This is a genomic window from Streptomyces sp. NPDC003635 (assembly GCF_053587635.1).
On record NZ_JBSFOK010000019.1, the window covers coordinates 89,283 to 110,959 of the forward strand.

Annotated in this window: 17 protein-coding genes; 14 read left to right on the top strand and 3 right to left on the bottom strand. The window is 70.6% G+C overall.

Features of this window, described 5'->3' with window-relative positions:
* Positions 1 to 131: 131 nt before the first annotated feature.
* The 9 genes from ACWDRW_RS19725 to ACWDRW_RS19765 all read left to right on the top strand — a co-directional run bounded on the left by ACWDRW_RS19725 (position 132) and on the right by ACWDRW_RS19765 (position 11,327).
* On the top strand, positions 132 to 3,086 hold the full coding sequence (locus ACWDRW_RS19725) for a M14 family zinc carboxypeptidase (RefSeq protein WP_451724807.1): 2,955 nt from the start codon (positions 132 to 134) through the stop codon (positions 3,084 to 3,086).
* Positions 3,087 to 3,303: 217 nt separating this feature from the next.
* Complete coding sequence (gap, locus tag ACWDRW_RS19730) at positions 3,304 to 4,311, top strand: type I glyceraldehyde-3-phosphate dehydrogenase (RefSeq protein ID WP_451724810.1); 1,008 nt, start codon at positions 3,304 to 3,306, stop codon at positions 4,309 to 4,311.
* A 134-nt stretch (positions 4,312 to 4,445) separates the two neighbouring features.
* A complete protein-coding gene (locus tag ACWDRW_RS19735) occupies positions 4,446 to 5,657 on the top strand; it encodes a phosphoglycerate kinase (protein WP_451724812.1) in 1,212 nt (403 codons plus the stop codon).
* Between the two features lie 6 nt (positions 5,658 to 5,663).
* Complete coding sequence (gene tpiA / locus ACWDRW_RS19740; protein WP_451724813.1) at positions 5,664 to 6,440, top strand: triose-phosphate isomerase; 777 nt, start codon at positions 5,664 to 5,666, stop codon at positions 6,438 to 6,440.
* 103 nt (positions 6,441 to 6,543) lie between these two features.
* Positions 6,544 to 6,774: a preprotein translocase subunit SecG gene (gene secG / locus ACWDRW_RS19745; RefSeq protein ID WP_015661252.1), complete on the top strand. Its 231-nt coding sequence runs from the start codon at positions 6,544 to 6,546 to the stop codon at positions 6,772 to 6,774.
* A gap of 199 nt (positions 6,775 to 6,973) precedes the next feature.
* Positions 6,974 to 7,309, top strand: a complete 336-nt coding sequence (locus tag ACWDRW_RS19750) for an RNA polymerase-binding protein RbpA (RefSeq protein ID WP_003957010.1) — start codon at positions 6,974 to 6,976, stop codon at positions 7,307 to 7,309.
* A 160-nt stretch (positions 7,310 to 7,469) separates the two neighbouring features.
* Positions 7,470 to 8,738, top strand: coding sequence for an MFS transporter (locus tag ACWDRW_RS19755; RefSeq protein ID WP_451724815.1), 1,269 nt, complete (start codon positions 7,470 to 7,472; stop codon positions 8,736 to 8,738).
* A gap of 53 nt (positions 8,739 to 8,791) precedes the next feature.
* A complete protein-coding gene (gene pgi, locus ACWDRW_RS19760; protein WP_451724817.1) occupies positions 8,792 to 10,444 on the top strand; it encodes a glucose-6-phosphate isomerase in 1,653 nt (550 codons plus the stop codon).
* 70 nt (positions 10,445 to 10,514) lie between these two features.
* Positions 10,515 to 11,327: a hypothetical protein gene (locus ACWDRW_RS19765; RefSeq protein ID WP_451724819.1), complete on the top strand. Its 813-nt coding sequence runs from the start codon at positions 10,515 to 10,517 to the stop codon at positions 11,325 to 11,327.
* Between the two features lie 7 nt (positions 11,328 to 11,334).
* Here the strand turns inward: ACWDRW_RS19765 and ACWDRW_RS19770 are convergent, their stop codons facing one another.
* The 3 genes from ACWDRW_RS19770 to ACWDRW_RS19780 form a co-directional block, all read right to left on the bottom strand.
* A complete protein-coding gene (locus ACWDRW_RS19770) occupies positions 11,335 to 13,635 on the bottom strand; it encodes an FtsX-like permease family protein (protein ID WP_451724820.1) in 2,301 nt (766 codons plus the stop codon).
* 75 nt (positions 13,636 to 13,710) lie between these two features.
* Complete coding sequence (locus ACWDRW_RS19775) at positions 13,711 to 14,463, bottom strand: ABC transporter ATP-binding protein (protein WP_451724822.1); 753 nt, start codon at positions 14,461 to 14,463, stop codon at positions 13,711 to 13,713.
* Positions 14,460 to 14,975 (bottom strand): PadR family transcriptional regulator, encoded by a 516-nt coding sequence (locus ACWDRW_RS19780; protein WP_451724824.1) that lies wholly within the window; start codon positions 14,973 to 14,975, stop codon positions 14,460 to 14,462. Before ACWDRW_RS19780 ends, ACWDRW_RS19775 begins: the two co-directional genes overlap by 4 nt.
* 138 nt (positions 14,976 to 15,113) lie before the next feature.
* On the opposite strand from ACWDRW_RS19780, the gene ACWDRW_RS19785 reads away from it, so the two are divergent.
* From ACWDRW_RS19785 to ACWDRW_RS19805, 5 genes are all read left to right on the top strand, one after another.
* Positions 15,114 to 16,379, top strand: coding sequence for an ABC transporter substrate-binding protein (locus tag ACWDRW_RS19785; RefSeq protein WP_451724825.1), 1,266 nt, complete (start codon positions 15,114 to 15,116; stop codon positions 16,377 to 16,379).
* A gap of 118 nt (positions 16,380 to 16,497) precedes the next feature.
* On the top strand, positions 16,498 to 18,099 hold the full coding sequence (locus tag ACWDRW_RS19790) for a glycoside hydrolase family 13 protein (protein ID WP_451724827.1): 1,602 nt from the start codon (positions 16,498 to 16,500) through the stop codon (positions 18,097 to 18,099).
* 38 nt (positions 18,100 to 18,137) lie between these two features.
* Positions 18,138 to 19,463: an ABC transporter substrate-binding protein gene (locus tag ACWDRW_RS19795; protein WP_451724828.1), complete on the top strand. Its 1,326-nt coding sequence runs from the start codon at positions 18,138 to 18,140 to the stop codon at positions 19,461 to 19,463.
* A 6-nt stretch (positions 19,464 to 19,469) separates the two neighbouring features.
* Entirely contained in the window at positions 19,470 to 20,831 is a 1,362-nt protein-coding gene (locus tag ACWDRW_RS19800) for a carbohydrate ABC transporter permease (RefSeq protein WP_451724831.1), read from the top strand.
* Positions 20,828 to 21,667: a carbohydrate ABC transporter permease gene (locus ACWDRW_RS19805; RefSeq protein WP_451724832.1), complete on the top strand. Its 840-nt coding sequence runs from the start codon at positions 20,828 to 20,830 to the stop codon at positions 21,665 to 21,667. The genes ACWDRW_RS19800 and ACWDRW_RS19805 overlap by 4 nt, the downstream gene beginning before the upstream one ends.
* Positions 21,668 to 21,677 lie beyond the last annotated feature (10 nt).

Genomic DNA, 21,677 nt, shown 5'->3' on the forward strand with positions numbered 1-21,677 from the left:
CCGGTGACCGCGTCCACTTGGGCGACGGTCGCCGGCGTTTTCGTGTCCTCGAGGCACCCTTGACTCGATCATGAAGTGTCATGAGCCTGGCATCTGTTCGCTGACGTGGCGAACCCACGCTAGGGGGGTTCATGAGACACAGAGCGAGATCGATCCTCGCTGTCGGCGCGCTCCTGATCGGCGGAGCGAGCATCGCACCCATCGCCCAGGCACAGAACGGCAGTTCCGAGACGGACTCCGACGAGGTCAAGGTCTTCCGGGCCGAAGTGACCAAGAAGCAGATTCCCCTGCTGCTGGCCGCCGGCCAGGACGGCCACGAACTCAGTGAGCAGGCGCCCGAGAAGGGCACCGCCACGATCGAGGTCTACCTCACCGACAAGCAGGCGGACAAGCTGGAGAAGCAGGGCGTCGAGCTCACCGAGCACACCCTGTCGGCCAAGGCCGAACAGCGGGTCGAGGCGGCCGCGGACGGCGTCTACCGGCCGTACAGCGGCAGCGGTGGCCTGAAGGAGGAGATCCTGCGGACCGGCCAGGAGAACCCCGGCCTCACCAAGGTCGTCTCCATCGGCAAGACCGTGAACGGCCAGGACATCCTGGCGCTGAAGCTCACCAAGAACGCCGACAAGTCCAAGGACGGCACCAAGCCCTCCGTGCTGTACATGTCCAACCAGCACGCGCGTGAGTGGATCACCCCGGAGATGACCCGCCGGCTGATGCACCACTACCTGGACAACTACCGGACGGACCGGCGGATCAAGAAGATCGTCGACACCACCGAGCTGTGGTTCGTGATCTCGGCCAACCCCGACGGCTACGACTACAGCTTCCAGGGCACCGACGAGCGGCTGTGGCGCAAGAACCTGAAGGACGTCAACGGCGACGGTGTCATCAGCACCGGCGACGGCGTCGACCTCAACCGCAACTTCTCCTACAAGTGGGGCTACGACGACGAGGGTTCGTCCCCCAACCCCACCAGCCAGACCTACCGCGGTGACGCCCCCGGCTCGGAGCCGGAGACCAAGGCGATCGACGCCTTCCAGAAGCGCATCGGCTTCGACCTCGGCATCAACTACCACTCCGCCGCCGAACTCCTCCTCTACGGCGTCGGCTGGCAGGTGGCCACCGACACCCCGGACGACGTCATGTACGAGGCGCTCGCCGGCACCCCGGACAACTCCGCGATCCCGGGCTACCACCCGCAGGTCTCCTCGGAGCTGTACACCACCAACGGCGAGGCGGACGGCCACGCCTCCAACGTCAACGGCCTGGCGATGTTCACTCCCGAGATGTCGACCTGCCAGACCGCCTCGAACGTCGACCCGAACGACGCCTGGCTCCCCGGCGACTGCCAGTCGATCTTCAACTTCCCGGACGACGAGAAGCTGATCCAGCAGGAGTTCGTCAAGAACGTCCCCTTCGCGCTCTCCGTCGCCGAGTCCGCCGCCCGTCCGGACCAGCCGAAGTCCGCGGTCGGCCTGAAGGCGGCCGACTTCACGCCGGCGCCCTTCACCACCTCGTACTCCCGCGGCGCCGACCAGGAGGTCTCCGTCGTCGCCCGCAAGGCCGTACGCGACAAGGAGCTCAAGTACCGCGTCAACGGCGGCCGTACGCACGACATGGCGCTACGCCCCTGGAAGGGCGGCGAGACCTACGGCGGTGAGGACAACCTCTACTTCGACGAGTACCGCGCCAAGGTCGCCGACGGCGATGTCGGTGACCAGGTCGAGGTGTGGTTCACCGGCGAGACCAGGAGCGGAAAGGCCGTCTCCAGCGAGCACTTCACCTACACCGTGGCCGAACGCCCGCGCGCGGACGTCCTCGTCGTCGCCGAGGAGGGCGCGGCGGCGACCCAGGCGCAGACCTACGTCGACGCGCTCAAGGCCAACGGGCATCGCGCGGCCGTCTGGGACGTCGCCACGCAGGGCGCGCCCCACGCGCTCGGTGTGCTGGGCCACTTCGACACCGTCGTCCACTACACGGGCGCCGGCGTTCCCGGCAACGCCACCCAGCTCCAGCTGCGCGCCTACCTCAACGAGGGCGGCCGGCTGATCGAGGCGGGCGAGCAGGCGGGCGGCAGCGTCGACCTGGGCGGCGGCACCCTCTCCAACGACTTCAGCCAGTACTACCTCGGCGCCTACACCCGTACGTCACTACCCGGGGCGACCGCCTTCGAGGGCGCCGGCGATCTCGCGGGCGCCAAGGGCGCGCTGGCCGGGGCGCCGGGCAACCCGCTGAACGCGGCCGGGTCCTACAGCGTGACCTCCGAGACGCTGCCCGCGGACAAGTTCCCGCAGTTCGCCGGCGCCGGAGCGGGCCGCTACCCGGGCACCGTCAACCCGTACGGGCCGTACGAGGGCGGCTACATGGCGGCCGTGACACACAGCGACTACGCCTGGAACCGCCTGACCCGCACCATCGACCTCACCTCGGTGACCGCCGCGCAGGCGCCCACGCTGCGCACCCGGATGCTGTGGAGCACCGAGCCGGGCTACGACCACGCGGTGCTGGAGGCCCGGACGGCGGGCGGTGACGACTGGACCACGCTGCCCGAGAAGGGCGGCGCGACCAGCACCGCGGTGCCCGAGGAGTGCTCGGCCGGGTACTTCGTCGCGGCCCACCCCGCGCTGAAGCGGTATCTGACGCTAGACGGCGGTGCCTGCACCGCGACCGGCACCAGCGGGGCCTGGAACAGCTTCACCGGGGCGTCGGCCGGCTGGCAGGAGGTCTCGTTCGACCTGTCCGCCTACGCGGGCCGGACCGTCGAGGTCTCGCTCGGCTACATCACCGACCCCGGCTCCGGCGGCCGCGGCGTCCTGGTCGACAACGCCTCCGTCGTGATCGGCGGCAGCGCGGCGGAGACCGAGGGCTTCGAGGCGTCGCTCGGCGCCTGGACCACCCCCGGCCCGCCCGCGGGCAGCCCCGCCGTGGTCAAGGACTGGTCGCGCACGGGTCAGCTCTTCCAGACCTACGGCGCGATCACCACCGACGACACCGTGCTGCTGGGCTTCGGCCTGGAGCACGTCGTCGCCCCGGCCGACCGTGCGGCCATCGTCGGCAAGGCCCTGACCTCTCTCGACTCCGACTGAGACGCCGGAGGACTCCGGGTGATCGAAGGATGACAGGGAGATAGGACAAAGGGGCGGTCCGTACCCCTACTGACGGGTACGGACCGCCTGCCCGTGTATGGGGCATCTCGATGTCACCGCGGGGGCCTCAGGGAGGTAGGGTCGTAGGCGGTCGGGGACATCCCAAATACAGCTCGCCGGCACCGCATGGCCGGCGTACCAACGAGGAGATCGGTTCGTGACGATCCGCGTAGGCATCAACGGCTTCGGTCGTATCGGTCGCAACTACTTCCGCGCGCTGCTGGAGCAGGGTGCTGACATCGAGATCGTGGCTGTCAACGACCTGGGTGACACCGCGACCACCGCTCACCTGCTGAAGTACGACACGATTCTGGGTCGCCTCAAGCAGGAGGTCACCCACACCGCCGACACGATCACGGTCGACGGTCACACCATCAAGGTCCTGTCCGAGCGCAACCCCGCCGACATCCCGTGGGGCGAGCTGGGCGTCGACATCGTCATCGAGTCGACGGGCATCTTCACGAAGAAGGCCGACGCCGAGAAGCACATCGCCGGCGGCGCCAAGAAGGTCCTCATCTCGGCTCCGGCCAAGGACGAGGACATCACCATCGTGATGGGCGTCAACCAGGACAAGTACGACCCCGCGAACCACCACGTCATCTCCAACGCCTCCTGCACCACCAACTGTGTGGCGCCGATGGCCAAGGTTCTCGACGAGAACTTCGGCATCGTCAAGGGCCTGATGACGACGGTGCACGCGTACACGAACGACCAGCGCATCCTGGACTTCCCGCACAAGGACCTGCGCCGCGCCCGTGCCGCCGCCGAGAACATCATCCCCACCACCACCGGTGCCGCCAAGGCCACCGCCCTGGTGCTGCCGCAGCTCAAGGGCAAGCTGGACGGCATGGCCATGCGCGTCCCGGTCCCGACCGGCTCGGCCACCGACCTGGTCGTGGAGCTCTCGCGCGAGGTCACCAAGGACGAGGTCAACGCCGCGTTCAAGAAGGCCGCCGAGGGCGAGCTCCAGGGCTACCTGACCTACACCGAGGACGAGATCGTCTCCTCGGACATCGTCAGCGACCCGTCGTCCTGCACCTTCGACGCCTCCCTGACCATGGTCCAGGAGGGCACCTCGGTGAAGATCCTCGGCTGGTACGACAACGAGTGGGGCTACTCCAACCGCCTCGTCGACCTGACGGTCTTCGTCGGCAACCAGCTCTGATCCTTCGGAGCAGTCACTCGATGTGAGAGCAGGGCTCGGGCGGCGCAGGGACGCGCCGCCCGGGCCCTGACTCACGTACGGACCGGCCCTTTTAGGATCACGAGCATCACGCATACTTCTCGGGAGCCCTCTCAATGAAGACGATCGACGAACTCCTCGCCCAAGGTGTCACCGGCAAGCGGGTCTTCGTCCGCGCCGACCTCAACGTGCCGCTGGACGGCACCACGATCACCGACGACGGCCGGATCCGCGCCGTCCTGCCCACCGTCAAGGCCCTCGCCGAGGCGGGCGCCCGCGTGGTCGTGGCCTCCCACCTGGGCCGCCCCAAGGGCGCCCCGGACCCCGCCTTCTCGCTGGCGCCCGCCGCCGCCCGGCTCGGTGAACTCCTCGGCGCCGACGTGGCCTTCGCGACCGACACGGTCGGCGAGTCCGCCGAGGCCGTGGTCTCCGCCCTCGCCGACGGCCAGGTCGCGGTCGTCGAGAACCTGCGCTTCAACGCGGGCGAGACGGCCAAGGACGACGCCGAGCGCGCCGCCTTCGCCGACCGGCTCGCCGGCCTCGCGGACGTCTACGTCGGCGACGGCTTCGGCGCCGTGCACCGCAAGCACGCGTCCGTGTACGACCTCCCGGCCAGGCTGCCGCACTACGCCGGCTACCTCATCGCCACCGAGGTCGGCGTCCTGAAGAAGCTCACCGAGGACGTCAAGCGCCCCTACGTCGTCGCCCTCGGCGGCGCCAAGGTCTCCGACAAGCTCGCCGTCATCGACCAACTGCTCGGCAAGGCCGACCGCATCCTCATCGGCGGCGGCATGGCCTACACCTTCCTCAAGGCCAAGGGCCACGAGGTCGGCATCTCCCTCCTCCAGGAGGACCAGGTCCCGGCCGTCACCGAGTACCTGGAGCGCGCGGAGAAGAACGGCGTCGAGCTGGTCCTCCCCGTCGACGTCCTGGTCTCGACGGAGTTCCCGGACCTGAAGGCCAAGGCCCCGACCAACCCCACGACCGTCGCCGCGGACGCCATCCCGGCCGACCAGGAGGGCCTGGACATCGGTCCGGAGACCCGCAAGCTGTACGCCTCGAAGCTCGCCGACGCGGCCACCGTCTTCTGGAACGGCCCCATGGGCGTCTTCGAGCACCCCGACTACGCCGAGGGCACCAAGGCGGTCGCCCAGGCACTCCTCGACTCCCCGGCCTTCACGGTCGTCGGCGGCGGCGACTCCGCGGCCGCCGTGCGCATCCTGGGCTTCGACGAGACCGCATTCGGCCACATCTCGACCGGCGGCGGCGCCTCCCTCGAATACCTCGAGGGCAAGACGCTCCCCGGCCTCGCCGCACTGGAGGACTGACCCTCAATGACCACCCGTACGCCGCTGATGGCGGGCAACTGGAAGATGAACCTCAACCACCTCGAGGCCATCGCCCACGTCCAGAAGCTCGCCTTCGCCCTCGCGGACAAGGACTACGAGGCCGTCGAGGTCGCCGTCCTGCCGCCCTTCACCGACCTGCGCTCCGTGCAGACCCTGGTCGACGGCGACAAGCTGAAGATCAAGTACGGCGCCCAGGACATCTCGGCGCAGGACTCCGGCGCCTACACCGGCGAGATCTCCGGTCCGATGCTGGCCAAGCTGAAGTGCACGTACGTGGCGATCGGCCACTCCGAGCGCCGCCAGTACCACAACGAGACCGACGAGCTCGTCAACGCCAAGGTCAAGGCCGCCTACAAGCACGGCCTGACCCCGATCCTGTGCGTGGGCGAGGAGCTGGAGGTCCGCGAGGCGGGCAACCACGTCTCCCACACCCTCGCCCAGGTCGAGGGCGGTCTGAAGGACCTGCCGGCCGAGCAGGCCGAGTCCGTCGTGATCGCCTACGAGCCCGTCTGGGCCATCGGCACCGGCAAGGTCTGCGGCGCCGAGGACGCCCAGGAGGTCTGCGCCGCGATCCGTGGCAAGATCGCCGAGCTGTACTCGCAGGAGCTGGCCGACAAGGTCCGCATCCAGTACGGCGGCTCCGTGAAGTCGGGCAACGTCGCCGAGATCATGGCGCAGGCGGACATCGACGGGGCCCTCGTGGGCGGCGCGTCGCTCGACGCCGACGAGTTCGTCAAGATCGTGCGCTTCCGCGACCAGTGAGTTCCTGGTAGGCGGGATCCGTCGTACCCTTGCGGGGGCACAGTCCTCGAGACTGTGCCCCTGTCGTCCATCCAGATCCGAGGAAGTTGGTCCAGCCGTGGTTATGGGGTTCTCGATCGCCCTGATCGTCTTCAGCGGGCTGCTGATGCTGCTGGTGCTGATGCACAAGGGCAAGGGCGGCGGCCTCTCCGACATGTTCGGTGGCGGTATGCAGTCCTCCGTCGGCGGCTCCTCGGTCGCCGAGCGCAACCTCGACCGGATCACCGTCGTGGTCGGTCTGCTCTGGTTCGCGTGCATTGTCGTGCTCGGCCTTCTGATGAAGGTGAACAACTGACCGGCACGCACAATCCGTACGTAAGGCCCCATGTTCGGTACGCGCAGCTGAGCGCGGCCTATCATGGGGCTTGCGTCTAGATGTGGGGGCTGTAACTCCAATCACTGGACGCGCGTTGGGCCTTACGTAGACTGAGGCGCTCGCAACGAAGCGACACGCCGACTCGCTTCGCGGCACCATCACGCAGGGAGTTACGACCGTGGCAAGTGGCAACGCGATCCGAGGAAGCCGGGTCGGGGCGGGGCCGATGGGTGAGGCCGAGCGCGGTGAGTCCGCGCCCCGGCTGCGCATCTCCTTCTGGTGCTCCAACGGGCACGAGACCCAGCCCAGCTTCGCCAGCGACGCGCAGGTCCCCGACACCTGGGACTGCCCGCGCTGCGGCTTCCCCGCCGGACAGGACCGGGACAACCCGCCGGACCCGCCGCGCACCGAGCCCTACAAGACGCACCTGGCGTACGTACGGGAGCGGCGCAGTGACGCGGACGGCGAGGCGATCCTCGCCGAGGCGCTCGCCAAACTGCGGGGCGAGATCTAGAAGTTGAGGACCGGCCAGGCGCCCATCGGTGCCTGGCCGGAGCTGTTTCACGGCCCACCGGTCCTCGCGCCCGGGCCGATTGTCAGTGGTGACCTCTACGGTTTGTGCATCGATCTTCGTGCATCGCTCACGGTGCACCGGTGGACCGCGAGGGGGAGCTGTGACGACGGTGGAGGCGGCGCGGGTGCCCGCGCCCGCGTGGCGCGGCGGGTTCGGGCGGTTGTGGAGCGCCGCCGTGCTCTCCAGCTTCGGCGACGCCCTGCGTACGGCCGCGCTGCCGCTGCTCGCCGCGACGCTGACCCAGGAGCCGCTGCTCATCGCCGCGGTGACCGCCTGCGGCTATCTGCCCTGGCTCGTCTTCGGACTGCTGGGCGGAGCCGTCGCCGACCGCGTGGACCAGCGGCGCGCGATGTGGATGGTGGACGCCGTGCGAGGACTGCTCCTCGCGGGCTTCGCGGTGGCCGTCGCGCTCGGCCAGGCGTCGATAGCCCTGCTGATCGCGCTGGCCTTCGTCCTGACCACGCTGCAGACCCTCTTCGACAACGCCTCCACGGCCCTGCTGCCCTCGCTGGTCGGCCGCGCCGAGCTGGGCAGCGCCAACGCCCGCCTGATGACGGGGCAGCGCGTCGCGGGTGGCCTGCTGGGCGCTCCGGCCGTGCCGCTGCTGCTCACAGTCGGCGCGTCGGCACCCTTCGCGGCCGACGCGGTCACCTTCCTGGTGGCCGCCGCGCTGGTCGCCTCGCTGCGGACCGCGCCGGCGGAGCGGGCGCCCAGACCGGCGGGCAGCAGCCTGCGCCGGGAGATCGCCGAAGGCCTGCGCGCCCTGTGGCGGGACCGGGCCCTGCGCGGCCTGTGCGCCGCGACCGCGCTGTGCAACATCGGCATGGGCGCCCTCATCGCCACTCTCGTCCTCCTGGTGACGGGCTGGCTGGACGCGGGCACCACGGGATACGCGGTGGCCATGACCGCGTACACGGTCGGCAGTCTCGCCGGGGGACTGGCCGGCGGGGCGCTGGTCGCCCGGGTCGGGCGGGTGCGGGCGGTGCTGCTCGCCGGGAGCGTGCAGATCGCCGCGCTGGTGGTGATGGGCTCGGTGCGACATCTCGCGGCACTGGACCTCGCCCTGGCACTGTTCGGGTTCATGGGGATGGTGTGGAACGTCAACACCACGACCCTGATGCAGCAGCGCACTCCCGCCGAGTTGCTGGGCCGGGTCAGCTCGGCCTTCCGGACCCTCGGGGTCGCCGGGGCGCCGCTGGGCGCGCTGCTCGGCGGGGCCGCCGCCACCGCCTGGGGGCTGAACAGCCCGGCGCTGCTCGCGGCCGCGTTCTTCGTCCTGTCCGTCACCGCGCTGATACCTGTGCTCAAGGTGGACGTACTTGTTGTTGACCCGCACGACGACAGCACGACGGCTCACGTCACCCGCTGATCAACTAGGTTGGGCACAGCGGGGACAGGTACGAAAGAAGGCTGAAGTCCGAGATGAACCAAGACGGCCGTACCAGGCTCAACCAGACGCCCGAGTGGACCGCACTGGCCAAGCACCGCGAGGAGCTCGGCACGCTCGAGCTGCGCGAGCTGTTCGCCGCGGAGCCGGGCCGCGGCGCCGGATACACGCTCCAGGTCGGCGACCTGTACGTCGACTACTCCAAGCACCTCGTCACCGACGAGACGCTGCGCCTGCTGCGCGAGCTGGCCGCCGCCACCGACGTGTTCGGCCTGCGCGACGCCATGTTCCGCGGCGAGAAGATCAACACCACCGAGGACCGCGCGGTGCTGCACACCGCGCTGCGCGCCCCGCGCGACGCCGTCGTCGAGGTCGACGGCGAGAATGTCGTACCGGGTGTGCACGCCGTCCTCGACAAGATGAGCGACTTCGCCGACCGCGTCCGCTCCGGGGCCTGGACCGGCCACACCGGCAAGCGGATCAGAAACGTCGTCAACGTCGGCATCGGCGGCTCCGACCTCGGCCCGGCCATGGCCTACGAGGTGCTGCGCGCCTTTACCGACCGCGATCTGACGGTCCGCTTCGTGTCCAACGTCGACGGCGCCGACCTGCACGAGGCCACCCGCGACCTGGACGCGGCGGAGACGCTGTTCATCATCGCCTCCAAGACCTTCACCACCATCGAGACGATCACCAACGCCACCTCGGCGCGCAACTGGCTGCTCGGTGAGCTGAGCGCCGGTCAGGAGGCCGTCGCCCAGCACTTCGTGGCGCTGTCGACGAACACCGAGAAGGTGGCGGAGTTCGGCATCGACACGGCCAACATGTTCGGGTTCTGGGACTGGGTCGGAGGGCGTTACTCCTTCGACTCGGCGATCGGCCTCTCCCTGATGATCGCCATCGGCCCCGACCGCTTCCGGGAGCTGCTCGACGGCTTCCGGCTCGTCGACGAGCACTTCAAGAGCGCCCCCGCCGAGTCCAATGTGCCGCTGCTGCTGGGCCTGCTGGGCATCTGGTACGGCAACTTCCACGACGCCCAGTCGCACGCGGTGCTGCCGTACAGCCACTACCTGTCCAAGTTCACGGCGTACCTCCAGCAGCTGGACATGGAGTCCAACGGCAAGTACGTCGGCCGGGACGGGCTGCCGGTGGAGTGGCAGACGGGGCCCGTCGTCTGGGGCACGCCGGGGACCAACGGGCAGCACGCCTACTACCAGTTGATCCACCAGGGCACCAAGCTGATCCCGGCGGACTTCATCGGCTTCGCCGAGCCGGTCGCCGAGCTCAGCGAGGAACTCAAGGCCCAGCACGACCTGCTGATGGCGAACTTCTTCGCCCAGACGCAGGCGCTGGCCTTCGGCAAGACGCCGGAGGAGGTGCGGGCGGAGGGCGTGGCCGAGGAGCTGGTCGCCCACAAGACGTTCAAGGGGAACCACCCGACGACCACGATCCTCGCTCGTGAGCTGACCCCGTCGGTGCTCGGCCAGCTCATCGCGCTGTACGAGCACAAGGTCTTCGTGCAGGGCGCCGTGTGGAACATCGACTCCTTCGACCAGTGGGGCGTGGAGCTCGGCAAGGTCCTCGCCAAGCGCGTCGAGCCGGCCCTGACCGAGGGCGCCGACGTCCCCGGACTGGATGCCTCCACCGAGGCGCTGGTGGCCAGGTACCGCGAGCTGCGCGGGCGGTGACGCAGGGGGGTCCCCCCTTCCCGTAGACTCCCCCGGCGATCAAGAAGACGATCACTCGGGGGAGTGGAAGTTGACGAATCCGCACGGGAGTTGGACCGGCGGCGCGCTGAGCGCGCGGGACTTTCTGAAGCCGCACCGCGTGGCGCGGGTGATGTTCCATCCGCAGTGGATACCGGCCTCGCTCGACACGTCCGTGGAGACCCTCAAGCGCGTCAGGATCATCGCCGGGGCGGTAGCGGCGGTGGGCGTCTACACCTTCGTCGAGGGTGGGTTCGCCTTCGAGGAGATCCTGGAGAACGCGCTCACCGCGTCGGCGGTGCTGTTGGTGCTCACGCCGCTCACGGTCGGGGTGATGCTCTTCCGCTGGCGGCGTGCGGGGAGCTGGCGGCTGGTGCGGCGGCCGCTGATGAACTCGCTGAAGCTGCTGCTGCTGTTCATCGGCTCGGTGGTGGCGACGGTGTTGCTGTTCCGGCTGTCGTCGTCGCTCGGAGGGCTCGCGATCCTGCCCCTCGGTCTGGCGGCGCTGTGGATGACCGGGTTCGTCGGGGCGGGCGCGTTCAGGGTCTCCGGGAACTTCTTCGGGACGGCGGCGGTGCATCGGTGTCTGCCGCCGCTGCTCGCCACGGTGACGACGTGGCTGATGGCCATTCCCGATCTCGTCACCGGGGATCTGCACGGGATGAGTCTGACGATGGGGGTCGTCTTCATCCTGGGGGCGCCGGTGACGGTCACGGGCATCGCGTTGCTGGAGATGGGGCGGTTGAAGCGGTACTACGGGATACGGCTGGACGCGCATCCGGCGGCGATGGCTCCGCCGATGCCTCCCGCTCATCCGCCGTACGTCCCGCCTCAGGGCAATCCGTACATGGGCCCGCGCCCCTAGGGGCGCCTCACGCGACGGCGCTGAGAGTGTCCGTCAGTCTTCGCCTGGCCGCCCTCGCTGCCGGAACCGCGGCGACGGCTGCCGCGCCGACCACGGCCGACGCACCGAAGACCAGCAAGAGGGCGGCCGACGGGCCGTTCGCTATTCCCGCACCGATGCCGCTCGATTCGCCCTGGGCGTCGATGAGCCAGCGGCCCAGCGGCGCGCCCAGGGCCGTGCCCGCAGCCACCGCCGCCACCGTCGTGCAGGCCGTCGCCATGACCGTGATGCCGGTGATCTGGCGGGGGGAGAGGCCGATCGCCTTCAGGGCCAGCAGGTCCCGTTCGCCCTCGCGGACCAGGCCGCCGATCGCCGTCAGCAGTTCGATCAGGCCGATCAGGGCCAGCACGGTGATCAGGCCGACCACCACCCCGCGCAGGGGGGAGAGGCCGTCGGCCGGGTTGGGCACCGTGTGGACGTCCAGGTGCCCGTGGCCTGCCTCGGTCAGCCGGGCCGCGACCTCGGAGGGGTTCGCGCCCGGGGCGAGGCGGAGTTCGTAGCGGCTCGGGGTGAGGGCGGGGTCGTTCTCGCGGAGGGTGTCCAGGGTCGTGGAGATCGTGCGTCCGGCGTTCTCCGGTTCGATGCTGCGGCCGACGATGTGGAGGATCTGCGGCTGGTCGCCCACGGTCATCCGGACCCAGTCGCCGACCTGTACGTCCAGCAGGTTCAGCAGGCCCTGTCCGGCGACCGCCTCGTCCCGGCCGTTCGCCGCGCGGCCCTCGGCCAGGGCGTACGGGTAGGGGTCCTCGCGGGTGCCCAGACCGCGCAGCGCGATCGTGGCGGTCTGGCCCGGGACGAGCGCGGCGACCTCGACGCCCGGGTAGACGGCGGCGACCCGCGGGTCGTCCTCCAGCAGCGCGCGGGCGTCCCGGGCGCCGATGCCAGCGTCCGTGTGGACGGTGAGCGCGGTGGGCAGGCCGATCTGCTCGGGTCTGCTCTGGAAGCGGTCGATGGTGGTCCAGGCGCTGAGCGCGACGACGATGAGCAGCAGCGGCAGGGCGAGCCGGGCGACGGTGGCCAGGGTGCGCGGGCGGCGGGCGAACGCGGTGTGCCAGCCCAGCACCAGCGCGGGGGACAGCCGTACGCCCACGATCCGCCGCACCCCCAGCATCCGCCGGACCGGGCCCGACAGGCCGCCGCCCGCCGTGGCCGCGGGCCGGGGCACCGGCACCGGCGGCACGCGCCCCGCCCGCCAGGCCGCGAGGCCGGTGGTCGCGGCGATGAACAGCACCACGCAGGCCGGGACGGCGAACAGCGCCACCGCGTGCCCGGGCAGCCCCTGCCACACACCGACCGCGTCGCCGAGGCGCCCCGGGAGCCGGTTGCCGAGGGCCTCGGTGAGCGCGGCGGCGGAGACGGCGCCCAGGAGGGCGTAGGCCAGATGCTGGAGCAGATAGACGCGGACGACCTGGCCCGGGGTGAAGCCGATGGCCTTGAGGATCGAGATGTCCCGCAGGTGGCCGCGGATCCGGGTGCCGATCGCCCCGTGCACCGCGAGTCCGGCGGCGACCAGGGCGCCCAGGCCGAACAGGCCGAGCACCTGGCCCAGCAGCCGGTTGTCGCCCTGTTCCTCGGCGCGGGCCTGCTGCCAGGTGGTGACCTCGCTGACCGCGCCGGCGCCGAGCACGGTGACCGCGCGCTGGACGGCGTAGTCGGTGTCCTCGGGGTCGGTCAGGCGCAGCCCGGTGACCTGGCCGGACGGGTCGCGTACGGCGGACGGCAGGGCCCAGACGAGTCCGGGGCGTCCGCCGGGACGGTAGCGGGGCTCGGCGCTGTCGGCGACGCCGAGGACGGTCAGGGTGCGGGCCGTGCCGGGGAGGGTGAGGGTGTCTCCGGGGGCGGCCAGCAGGGTGTGGGCGAGGCGGGATTCCAGGACGACGCCGTCGGGGGTCGCCGGGTCCAGCCAGTGTCCGGAGGTGAGCAGGGGGCGGCCGACGGCGGGCCGCTCGGGGGTGCCGCGCAGTTCGACGGCGGCGCGGGCGCCACGGGAGGCCAGGGTGGTGGAGGCGGTGGGGTAGGGCCCGGCGACGGAGGTGACGCCCTCCAGCGAGGTCAGTTTCCCGGCGTCGGTGCTCTCGGCCGTGTGCAGCCACACGTGGGCGCCGCGGGACTGGGTGAAGACGCGCTGCCAGGGGTTGGTGGCGTAGCCGAACAGGGCCGTGGCCAGCAGCAGGGAGACGACGACGCCCGCGGTGGCGAGGACGAGGAACAGCGCCTCGCCGCGGTGCGCGCGCAGATCGGAGTGCGCCCAGCGCAGGGTCGCTCGCATACGGCTCAGGCCTCCCGGACGTCGTCGTACATCCGCAGACCGGTCCTTTGGCTCCGGCTCCCGTGACCCGCCATCTCAGTCCCTGAGCTCCAGCACACCCGATATGCCCGAGCGGCGCGGCGGCGCGGTGTCGGTCAGGGTGGCGTCGTCGGCTATGCGGCCGTCGAAGAAGCTGATCACTCGGTCCGCGGCGGAGGCCAGGCGGGCGTCATGGGTGACCAGCAGGATCGTCTGGCCGCGCTGGTGGAAGCGGGACAGCAGCCGCATCACCTCGCGGGTGCCCTTGCTGTCGAGGCTGCCCGCGGGCTCGTCGGCGAGCAGCAGCGGCGGATGGTTGACCAGGGCCCGGGCCAGCGCGACGCGCTGCTGCTCACCGCCGGACAGCTCGCCCGGCATGCTGCGCTCCTTGCCCGCGAGTCCCAGCTCAGCGAGCAGTTCCTCGCGCTCGGCGCGGGCCTTCTTCGGCGGGGTCCCGGCGAGAAGGGCGGGCAGTTCGACGTTGTCGGCGACGGACAGGTTCGACACCAGGTTGAAGAACTGGAAGACGATGCCGATCCGCTTCCTGCGCTCCACGGCCCAGCGGGCCTCGCTCCACGCCTCCGTGGGCACGCCGTCCAGCCGGATGCTGCCGCCGTCGGGCCGCTGCAGTCCGCCCAGCAGATGCAGCAGCGTCGACTTCCCGGCACCGGACGGCCCGGTGATCGCGACGAACTCCCCACCCTGGACGGACAGCTCGACCCCGCGCACGGCATGCGCCGGGGCGCCCTCGCCGTAATGCGTCTTGACCAGGCCCTCGGCGTGCAGCGCGGGAGCGGGACCGTCGCTCATTCCAGCTCCTCCAGCTCTTCCTGGCAGCGCTCCAGCCAGTCGAGGTCGGCCTGGAGATGCAGCATCGCGCCCTCGATCAGCAGATGGGCGATGCGGTTGTCGCGGTCTTCGGCGGCGGCCAGCTTCGAGAGGTTGCGCATGGTGGTGAGGTACTGGCGCCGCTGTTTGTTGATGAGGGTGATCTGGTCGGCGAGCCCGGTCCGGGGAGCCAGGGCGAGCTTCATGAAGAACTCGTCCCGCACCCGGGGCTCGTCCTCGGTGTCCTCGAACCAGACGCTCAGCGCCTCTCGCCCGGCCTCGGTGAGGTGGTAGACCTTCTTGTTGGGCCGGCTCGACTGTTCGACGTCCTCGCCCTCGATCAGTCCCGTCTTCTCGAGGCGGCCGAGGGTGACATAGATCTGGCCGACGTTCGGCTGAGGGTACGCCGAGCCCAGCAGTTGCTCAAGGTCCTGCTTGAGCTCGTAGCCGTGGGCGGGGCCGCGCGCGAGGAGTGCCAGGAGGGGCAGGCGCACTCGTGCTGTCCTCCTCGGGTCCTCGCCAGGTGCGGGTGGCGTAATGTGCGACAGACCCTAGTATCGCGCATACCTAACAGGTATACATGGCCTCTGACCCGGGCGACGACGCCCGTGCCGGTGTACAGGGAGGAACCTATGCGGTGGATACACACCGCCGGTAGGGGACTCCTCGTTCTGTTGATCGTCCTGACCGGATACGCGGCCTCGGGGGTGGGGGAAGGACGGGAGCCGGACCGCGGTCCGCTCACCCTCGCCACCGCCGGTGACCTCACCGGCTATCTCGGCCCCCTGCTGGAGGGCTGGAACCGTACGCATCCCGGCGAGCGGGTCACCCTCGTCGAACTGCCGGACTCCGCGGACGAGACGCACGCCCAGATGGCGACGGACCTGCGGGGCGACGACCGCGGCAGGTTCGACATCCTCAACATCGATGTCAACTGGACCTCGGAGTTCGCGGCCGCCGGCTGGATCCGGCCGCTGCCGCGCGACCGCTTCCCGCTGGACTCCTTCCTGCGCCCGGTCGTCGACACGGCGACCTACGACGGTCGGCTGTACGCCGTCCCGTACGTCACCAACGCCGGTCTGCTCCTCTACCGCAAGGACGTCCTCGCCGAGGAAGGCGTCGAACCACCGCGCACCTGGGCCGAGTTGGAGCACCTGGCGAAGACCGTCGCGCCCAAGCACGGGCTCGACGGATACGCGGGCCAGTTCCTGCCGTACGAGGGGCTGACCGTCAACGCGGCCGAGGCCGTGTACTCGGCGGGCGGTTCCATCCTCGGCGGCGAGGGCGAGCGCGTCACCGTCGACTCGGCCGCCGCGCGCGAGGGCATCGGGTTCCTGGCGCGCGGGGTGCGCGAGGGCTGGATCCCCGAGCGGGCGCTGGCCTACAAGGAGGAGGAGTCCAAGCAGGCCTTCCAGGAGGGCCGCCTGCTGTTCCTCCGCAACTGGCCCTACGCCTATGTCGGCGCGTCCGCCGAGGGGTCGCCGGTCGCCGGGCGGATAGGCGCGGTGCCGCTGCCGGGGCCGGACGGGCCGGGGACCAGCGTGCTCGGTGGCTCCAACCTGGCCGTCTCCACGCACGCCCGGCATCCCGACTCCGCCGCGCGACTGATGGCGTACCTGACCAGTGAGCGCGTCCAGCGCCAGGTCCTCACGCGGGGCGCGCTACCGCCGGTGCGGGCGGATCTCTACGAGGATCCCGGGCTCGTCAGGCGGTTCCCCTACCTCCCGACCCTGCGCGAGAGCGTGCTGACGGCCGCCCCGCGCCCCAAGAGCCCGCGCTACGACCAGGTCAGCCTGGTGGTGCAGGCGGTGGTCCGCGACGCGATGACCGGGCGCACGACGCCCGCGGCGGCCGTACGGCGACTGGCGCGCGAGCTCGCCGCCGTCTCCGGGCGCTAGCTCGCCCTGATCACTACCTCTTGCTAGTTACTTGTTAGGTAACGGCGACATCTCATTCGGCTTCGGTGAGGCTACTTTTCATTGACACCCGTGTGTCCCGCCTACCTAACATGCATACATGTTGAGTAAGTACCGCTGGTGGCGTGACGCGGTGATCTATCAGGTGTACGTCCGCAGCTTCCTGGACAGCACCGGGGACGGCGTGGGCGACCTCGCAGGCGTCCGGGCCGGGCTGCCGTATCTGAAGAAGCTGGGCGTGGACGGGATCTGGCTGAGCCCCTTCTATCCCTCGCCGCAGCACGATCACGGGTACGACGTCGCCGACTATCGCGACGTCGACCCCCTCTTCGGCGACCTCGCCGAGTTCGACCTGCTGATGGCCGCCGCCCGGCGGCTCGGCGTCAAGGTGGTGCTGGACATCGTCCCGAACCACTGCTCCAGCGAGCACCCGGCGTTCCGCGAGGCGCTCGCCGCGGCGCCCGGCAGCGCCGCCCGCGCCCGCTTCCACTTCGCCGACGGCCGGGGTCCCGAGGGGGCCGAGCCGCCCAACAACTGGCACGCCATGTTCGGCGGCCCGGCCTGGACCCGGGTCGAGGACGGCCAGTGGTACCTGCACATGTTCACGCCCGAACAGCCCGACTGGAACTGGCGGAACCCGTCGGTCGGCGCCGACTTCGACCGCACGCTCCGCTTCTGGCTCGACCGGGGCGTCGACGGCTTCCGCATCGACGTCGCCGCCGGTCTCTACAAGCACCCGGAGCTGCCCGACTCCGAGGACCCGGAGGCCGACGCCCGCACCCGCGACTCGGTCAACCCGCTCGCCTGGAACCAGCCCGAGGTGCACGAGGTGTGGCGCGCGTGGCGCGCGACATGCGAGGAGTACACGGCCCGCGACGGCCGCGAACGGCTCCTCGTCGGCGAGGTCTCCGTGCCGACCGCCCGCGAGCACGCCCTCTACGTCCGCCCCGACGAACTCCACCAGGCCTTCTTCTTCGACCTGCTCGGCGCCCCCTGGGCCGCCGACGCCTTCCGCAAGGTCATCTCCGAGGCCATACAGGACATAGCCGGCACGGGTTCGACGGTCACCTGGGTCCTCAACAACCACGACCAGGTCCGCACGGTCACCCGCTACGGCGAACCCGCCACCGAGGGCAGCGGGCTCGGCGCCGCCCGCGCCCGCGCCGCCGCGCTGCTGATGCTGGCGCTGCCCGGGGCCGCGTACATCTACCAGGGCGAGGAGCTGGGTCTGCCCGAGGTCGTGGACCTTCCCGACGACGTGCTCACCGACCCGATCTTCCGGCGCACCGGCAGCCGGGCCCGGATCCGGGACGGCTGCCGGGTGCCGCTGCCCTGGTCGGGGCAGGCCTCGCCGTTCGGCTTCACCTCCGGGGTCGAGGGCGCCAAGCCGTGGCTGCCGCAGCCGGACTACTTCGCCGAGTACGCCACCGACCGAGCCCTCGCCGACACCCGCTCCTTCTGGCACCTGTACCGCGACGGCCTCCAACTGCGCGCCTCACTGCCCCAGTTGGGCGAGGGTGAGCTGCGCTGGCTGGACAGCGCGCCGGACGTCCTCGCCTTCACCCGCGGCGACGGCCTCGTCTGCGCCGTCAACTTCGGTACGGCACCGGCGCCCGCGCCGGTCGCCGGTGCCCCGCTCCTCTCCAGCGGCCCCTGCCCGACCGGGGTACTGCCCGGCTCCACGGCCGCCTGGTGGCTCTGAACCTCCGTCAATTCCCCACCCCTGAAGGGACATCAACGATGATGCGACGACGCTCCACCCTGCTCATGAGCTGCACCGCCCTCGCCCTGGCGCTCGGCGCCACCGCCTGCGGCGGCGGACCGGTCTCGGCCGGCGGCGGCGACCAGGCGCTCGGCGGCCAGACGGTCACCGTGGCCGGAGTCTGGTCCGGCAGCGAACAGAAGAACTTCCAGAAGGTCCTGGACGCCTTCACCGAGAAGACCGGCGCCAAGACCCAGTTCGTCTCCACCGGCGACAACGTCTCCACCGTCGTCGGCAGCAAGATCGAGGGCGGCAACGCCCCCGACGTCGTCATGGTCCCGCAGGTCGGCGTGCTCAAGCAGTTCGCCGAACAGGGCTGGCTCAAGCCGCTGTCCAAGACCACCGAGGAGTCCGTCGACGCCAACTTCGCCGAGGTCTGGAAGTCGTACGGCAGCGTCGACGGCACCTTCTACGGCCTCTACTTCAAGGCCGCCCACAAGTCGACCGTCTGGTACAGCCCCGAGGCCCTCGACCAGGCCGGGGTGGAGCCGCCGCGCACCTTCGACGCGATGCTGAAGGCCGGGCGCACGGTCTCCGACTCCGGGCTCGCCGCCTTCTCGGTGGCCGGACAGGACGGCTGGACGCTCACCGACTGGTTCGAGAACGTCTATCTCTCCCAGGCCGGACCCGAGAAGTACGACGCCCTCGCCGCGCACGAGCTGAAGTGGACCGACGCCAGCGTCGTCGAGGCGCTCACCACGCTCGGCACGCTCTTCAAGGACGAGCAGCTCATAGCGGGCGGCCGGGACGGCGCCCTGAACACCGACTTCCCCGGCTCGGTGGAGAAGGTCTTCGGGCCCGAGGCGGAGGCCGGCATGGTCTACGAGGGGGACTTCGTGGCCGGGGTCGCCAAGGACCAGTTCGGCCGGTCGATCGGCGACGACGCCAACTTCTTCCCCTTCCCGGCGGTCGACGGCGGCACCGCGCCCGTCGTCAGCGGCGGTGACGCCGCCGTCGTACTGAAGGACGGGAAGAACCAGAAGGCCGCGCAGGCGCTCGTGGAGTTCCTGGCGACCCCGGAGGCCGCCGCGGTGTGGGCCGAGGCGGGCGGGTTCCTGTCGCCGAACAAGAAGGTCGACCCCGCCGCCTACAGCGACGGCGTCACCCGCGCGACCGCCAAGTCCCTGATCGCCGCCGGGGACTCGGTCCGCTTCGACATGTCCGACCAGGCGCCCGCGGCCTTCGGCGGCACCAAGGGCACCGGCGAGTGGAAGATCCTCCAGGACTTCCTGCGCGACCCCGCCGACCCGAAGGCGACCGCGGCGAAGCTGGAGGCCGCCGCGGCCAAGGCGTACAAGGGCTGACGCGCCATGACCGCGACCCTCGTGCAGGAGACGAGCCCCCCGCCGCCCGTGCCGCTGCCCCAGCGGGCCCGGCGCCTGCGGCGGCGCGGGCGGCTCGTCGCCCTCCTCTTCGTCCTCCCCGCGCTGCTGCTGCTCGGCGCGCTCGTCGTCTACCCGGTGCTGTTCTCCGTCGGCCGCAGCTTCTTCGACGCGTCCGGCACCCGGTTCGTCGGCGGCGAGAACTACTCCGAGATGTTCCGCGACCCGGCCACCCTCAAGGCCGTCCGCAACACCGCGATCTGGGTGGTGGTCGCCCCGGCCCTGCTGACCGGGCTCGGCCTGATCCTGGCCGTGCTGGTGGAGAAGGTCCGCTGGGCCACCGCGTTCAAGCTGCTGCTGTTCATGCCGATGGCGGTGTCCTTCCTCGCCGCGGGCATCATCTTCCGGCTCGCCTACGACGAGGACCCCGACAAGGGCGTCCTGAACGCGGCCGCGGTCGCGGTGCACGACGCCGTGCAGGGCACCTCGGCCTACCCCACGGCCCGGGCCCGCGACGGCCAGGGGCTCAGCAAGGAGCCGGACGGCTCGTACCGGACCAGCGCCAGCGCCTCGCCGGGTGACTCCCTGGCCCTCGGCCTGGTCGGCGTCCCGCCCAGGGAACTGCCCGCGGAGGCCGGACCGGCCTACCCGGCCGCCGCCCGCGAGGCCGCCCCCGGTGAACTGCGCGGAGTGGTCTACCTGGACTTCACACCCGGTGGGGGAGGGGAACAGGGCCGGGTCGACCGGCGCGAGAGCGGGCTGCCGGAGATCACGGTGGAGGCGGTGCGCGACGGGCGTACGGCGGCCACCACGACCACGGCCGCCGACGGCTCCTTCAGCTTCCGGGACCTGGACGAAGGCGCCTACGGCCTACGGCTGCCCGCGTCGAACTTCGCCGCGCCCTACGAGGGGATCTCGTGGCTCGGGCCGGTGCTGGTGACGCCGGCGATCATCGGGGCGTACCTGTGGATCTGGACCGGGTTCGCGATGGTGCTGATCGGCGCCGGGCTCGCCACCCTGCCGCGGGACGCGCTGGAGGCGGCGCGGATGGACGGCGCGAACGAGTGGCAGATCTTCCGGAAGATCACGGTGCCGCTGCTGGCGCCGGTGCTGACGGTGGTGTTCGTGACGCTCGTGATCAATGTGATGAAGGTGTTCGACCTCGTCTACATCATCGCGCCGGGCCCGGTGCAGGAGGACGCCACCGTGCTCGCGACCCAGATGTGGCTCGTGTCGTTCGGCGGCGGCAACAACCAGGGGCTCGGCAGCGCGCTCGGGGTCCTGCTCCTGCTGCTGGTCATCCCGGCGATGGTCTTCAACGTCCGGCGTTTCAAGAGGAGTCAGCGATGAAGGCCGTGAGGCGCCATCTGGGCAACGGGTTCGTGCAGGCGTTCCTCGTCGTCGTCGGCCTGGTGTGGGTGACGCCGCTGGCCGGACTGCTGATGTCCTCCCTGCGGTCGGCCGAGGACACCGCGCGGGGCGGCTGGTGGACGGTGTTCACCAGCCCCGGCCAGCTGTCATTCGACAACTACTCGGCGCTGCTGGAGAACGCGGGGATCACCCAGGCGTTCTGGAACACGGTGCTGATCTCGGTGCCGACGACCGTGCTGGTCGTGGTCCTCGCGGCGCTGGCCGGATATGCCTTCGCCTGGCTGGAGTTCCCCGGCCGGGACGCGATCTTCCTGGTCGTGGTGGCGCTGCTGGTGGTCCCGATCCAGGTCGGCCTGCTCCCGGTGGCCAAACTCTTCGGCCAGCTGGGGCTGTTCGGCACCATCCCGGGTGTGGTGCTGTTCCATGTCGCGTACGGACTGCCGTTCGCGGTGTTCCTGCTGCGGAACTACTTCGCCGAGCTGCCGAAGGAGATGCTGGAGGCGGCGCGCATGGACGGCGGCGGGGAGTGGCGGATCTTCACCCGGCTCATCCTGCCGGTGGGCCGTCCCGCGATCGCGTCGCTGGCCATCTTCCAGTTCCTCTGGGTCTGGAACGACATGCTGGTCGCCCTCCTCTTCGCGGACAGCGCGTCCCAGCCCCTGACCGTGGAACTCCAGTCCCAAATACGGCAGTTCGGCAGCAACATCGACGTCCTGGCCCCCGGCGCCTTCGTCTCCCTCATCGTGCCGGTGGCCGTCTTCTTCGCCTTCCAGCGGCACTTCGTGCAGGGGGTGATGGCGGGGTCGGTCAAGTAGGGACGGAACG

Excerpts from the sequence above, each read along its gene's own strand:
- ACWDRW_RS19735 (WP_451724812.1), top strand. The coding sequence starts at position 4,446 with ATGAAGACGATCGACGAACTCCTCGCCCAAGGTGTCACCGGCAAGCGG.
- ACWDRW_RS19790 (WP_451724827.1), top strand. The coding sequence starts at position 16,498 with ATGTTGAGTAAGTACCGCTGGTGGCGTGACGCGGTGATCTATCAGGTG.
- ACWDRW_RS19725 (WP_451724807.1), top strand. The coding sequence starts at position 132 with ATGAGACACAGAGCGAGATCGATCCTCGCTGTCGGCGCGCTCCTGATC.
- secG (WP_015661252.1), top strand. The coding sequence starts at position 6,544 with ATGGGGTTCTCGATCGCCCTGATCGTCTTCAGCGGGCTGCTGATGCTG.
- tpiA (WP_451724813.1), top strand. The coding sequence starts at position 5,664 with ATGACCACCCGTACGCCGCTGATGGCGGGCAACTGGAAGATGAACCTC.
- pgi (WP_451724817.1), top strand. The coding sequence starts at position 8,792 with ATGAACCAAGACGGCCGTACCAGGCTCAACCAGACGCCCGAGTGGACC.
- ACWDRW_RS19775 (WP_451724822.1), bottom strand. The coding sequence starts at position 14,463 with ATGAGCGACGGTCCCGCTCCCGCGCTGCACGCCGAGGGCCTGGTCAAG.
- ACWDRW_RS19770 (WP_451724820.1), bottom strand. The coding sequence starts at position 13,635 with ATGCGAGCGACCCTGCGCTGGGCGCACTCCGATCTGCGCGCGCACCGC.
- ACWDRW_RS19800 (WP_451724831.1), top strand. The coding sequence starts at position 19,470 with ATGACCGCGACCCTCGTGCAGGAGACGAGCCCCCCGCCGCCCGTGCCG.
- ACWDRW_RS19795 (WP_451724828.1), top strand. The coding sequence starts at position 18,138 with ATGATGCGACGACGCTCCACCCTGCTCATGAGCTGCACCGCCCTCGCC.
- ACWDRW_RS19805 (WP_451724832.1), top strand. The coding sequence starts at position 20,828 with ATGAAGGCCGTGAGGCGCCATCTGGGCAACGGGTTCGTGCAGGCGTTC.
- ACWDRW_RS19785 (WP_451724825.1), top strand. The coding sequence starts at position 15,114 with ATGCGGTGGATACACACCGCCGGTAGGGGACTCCTCGTTCTGTTGATC.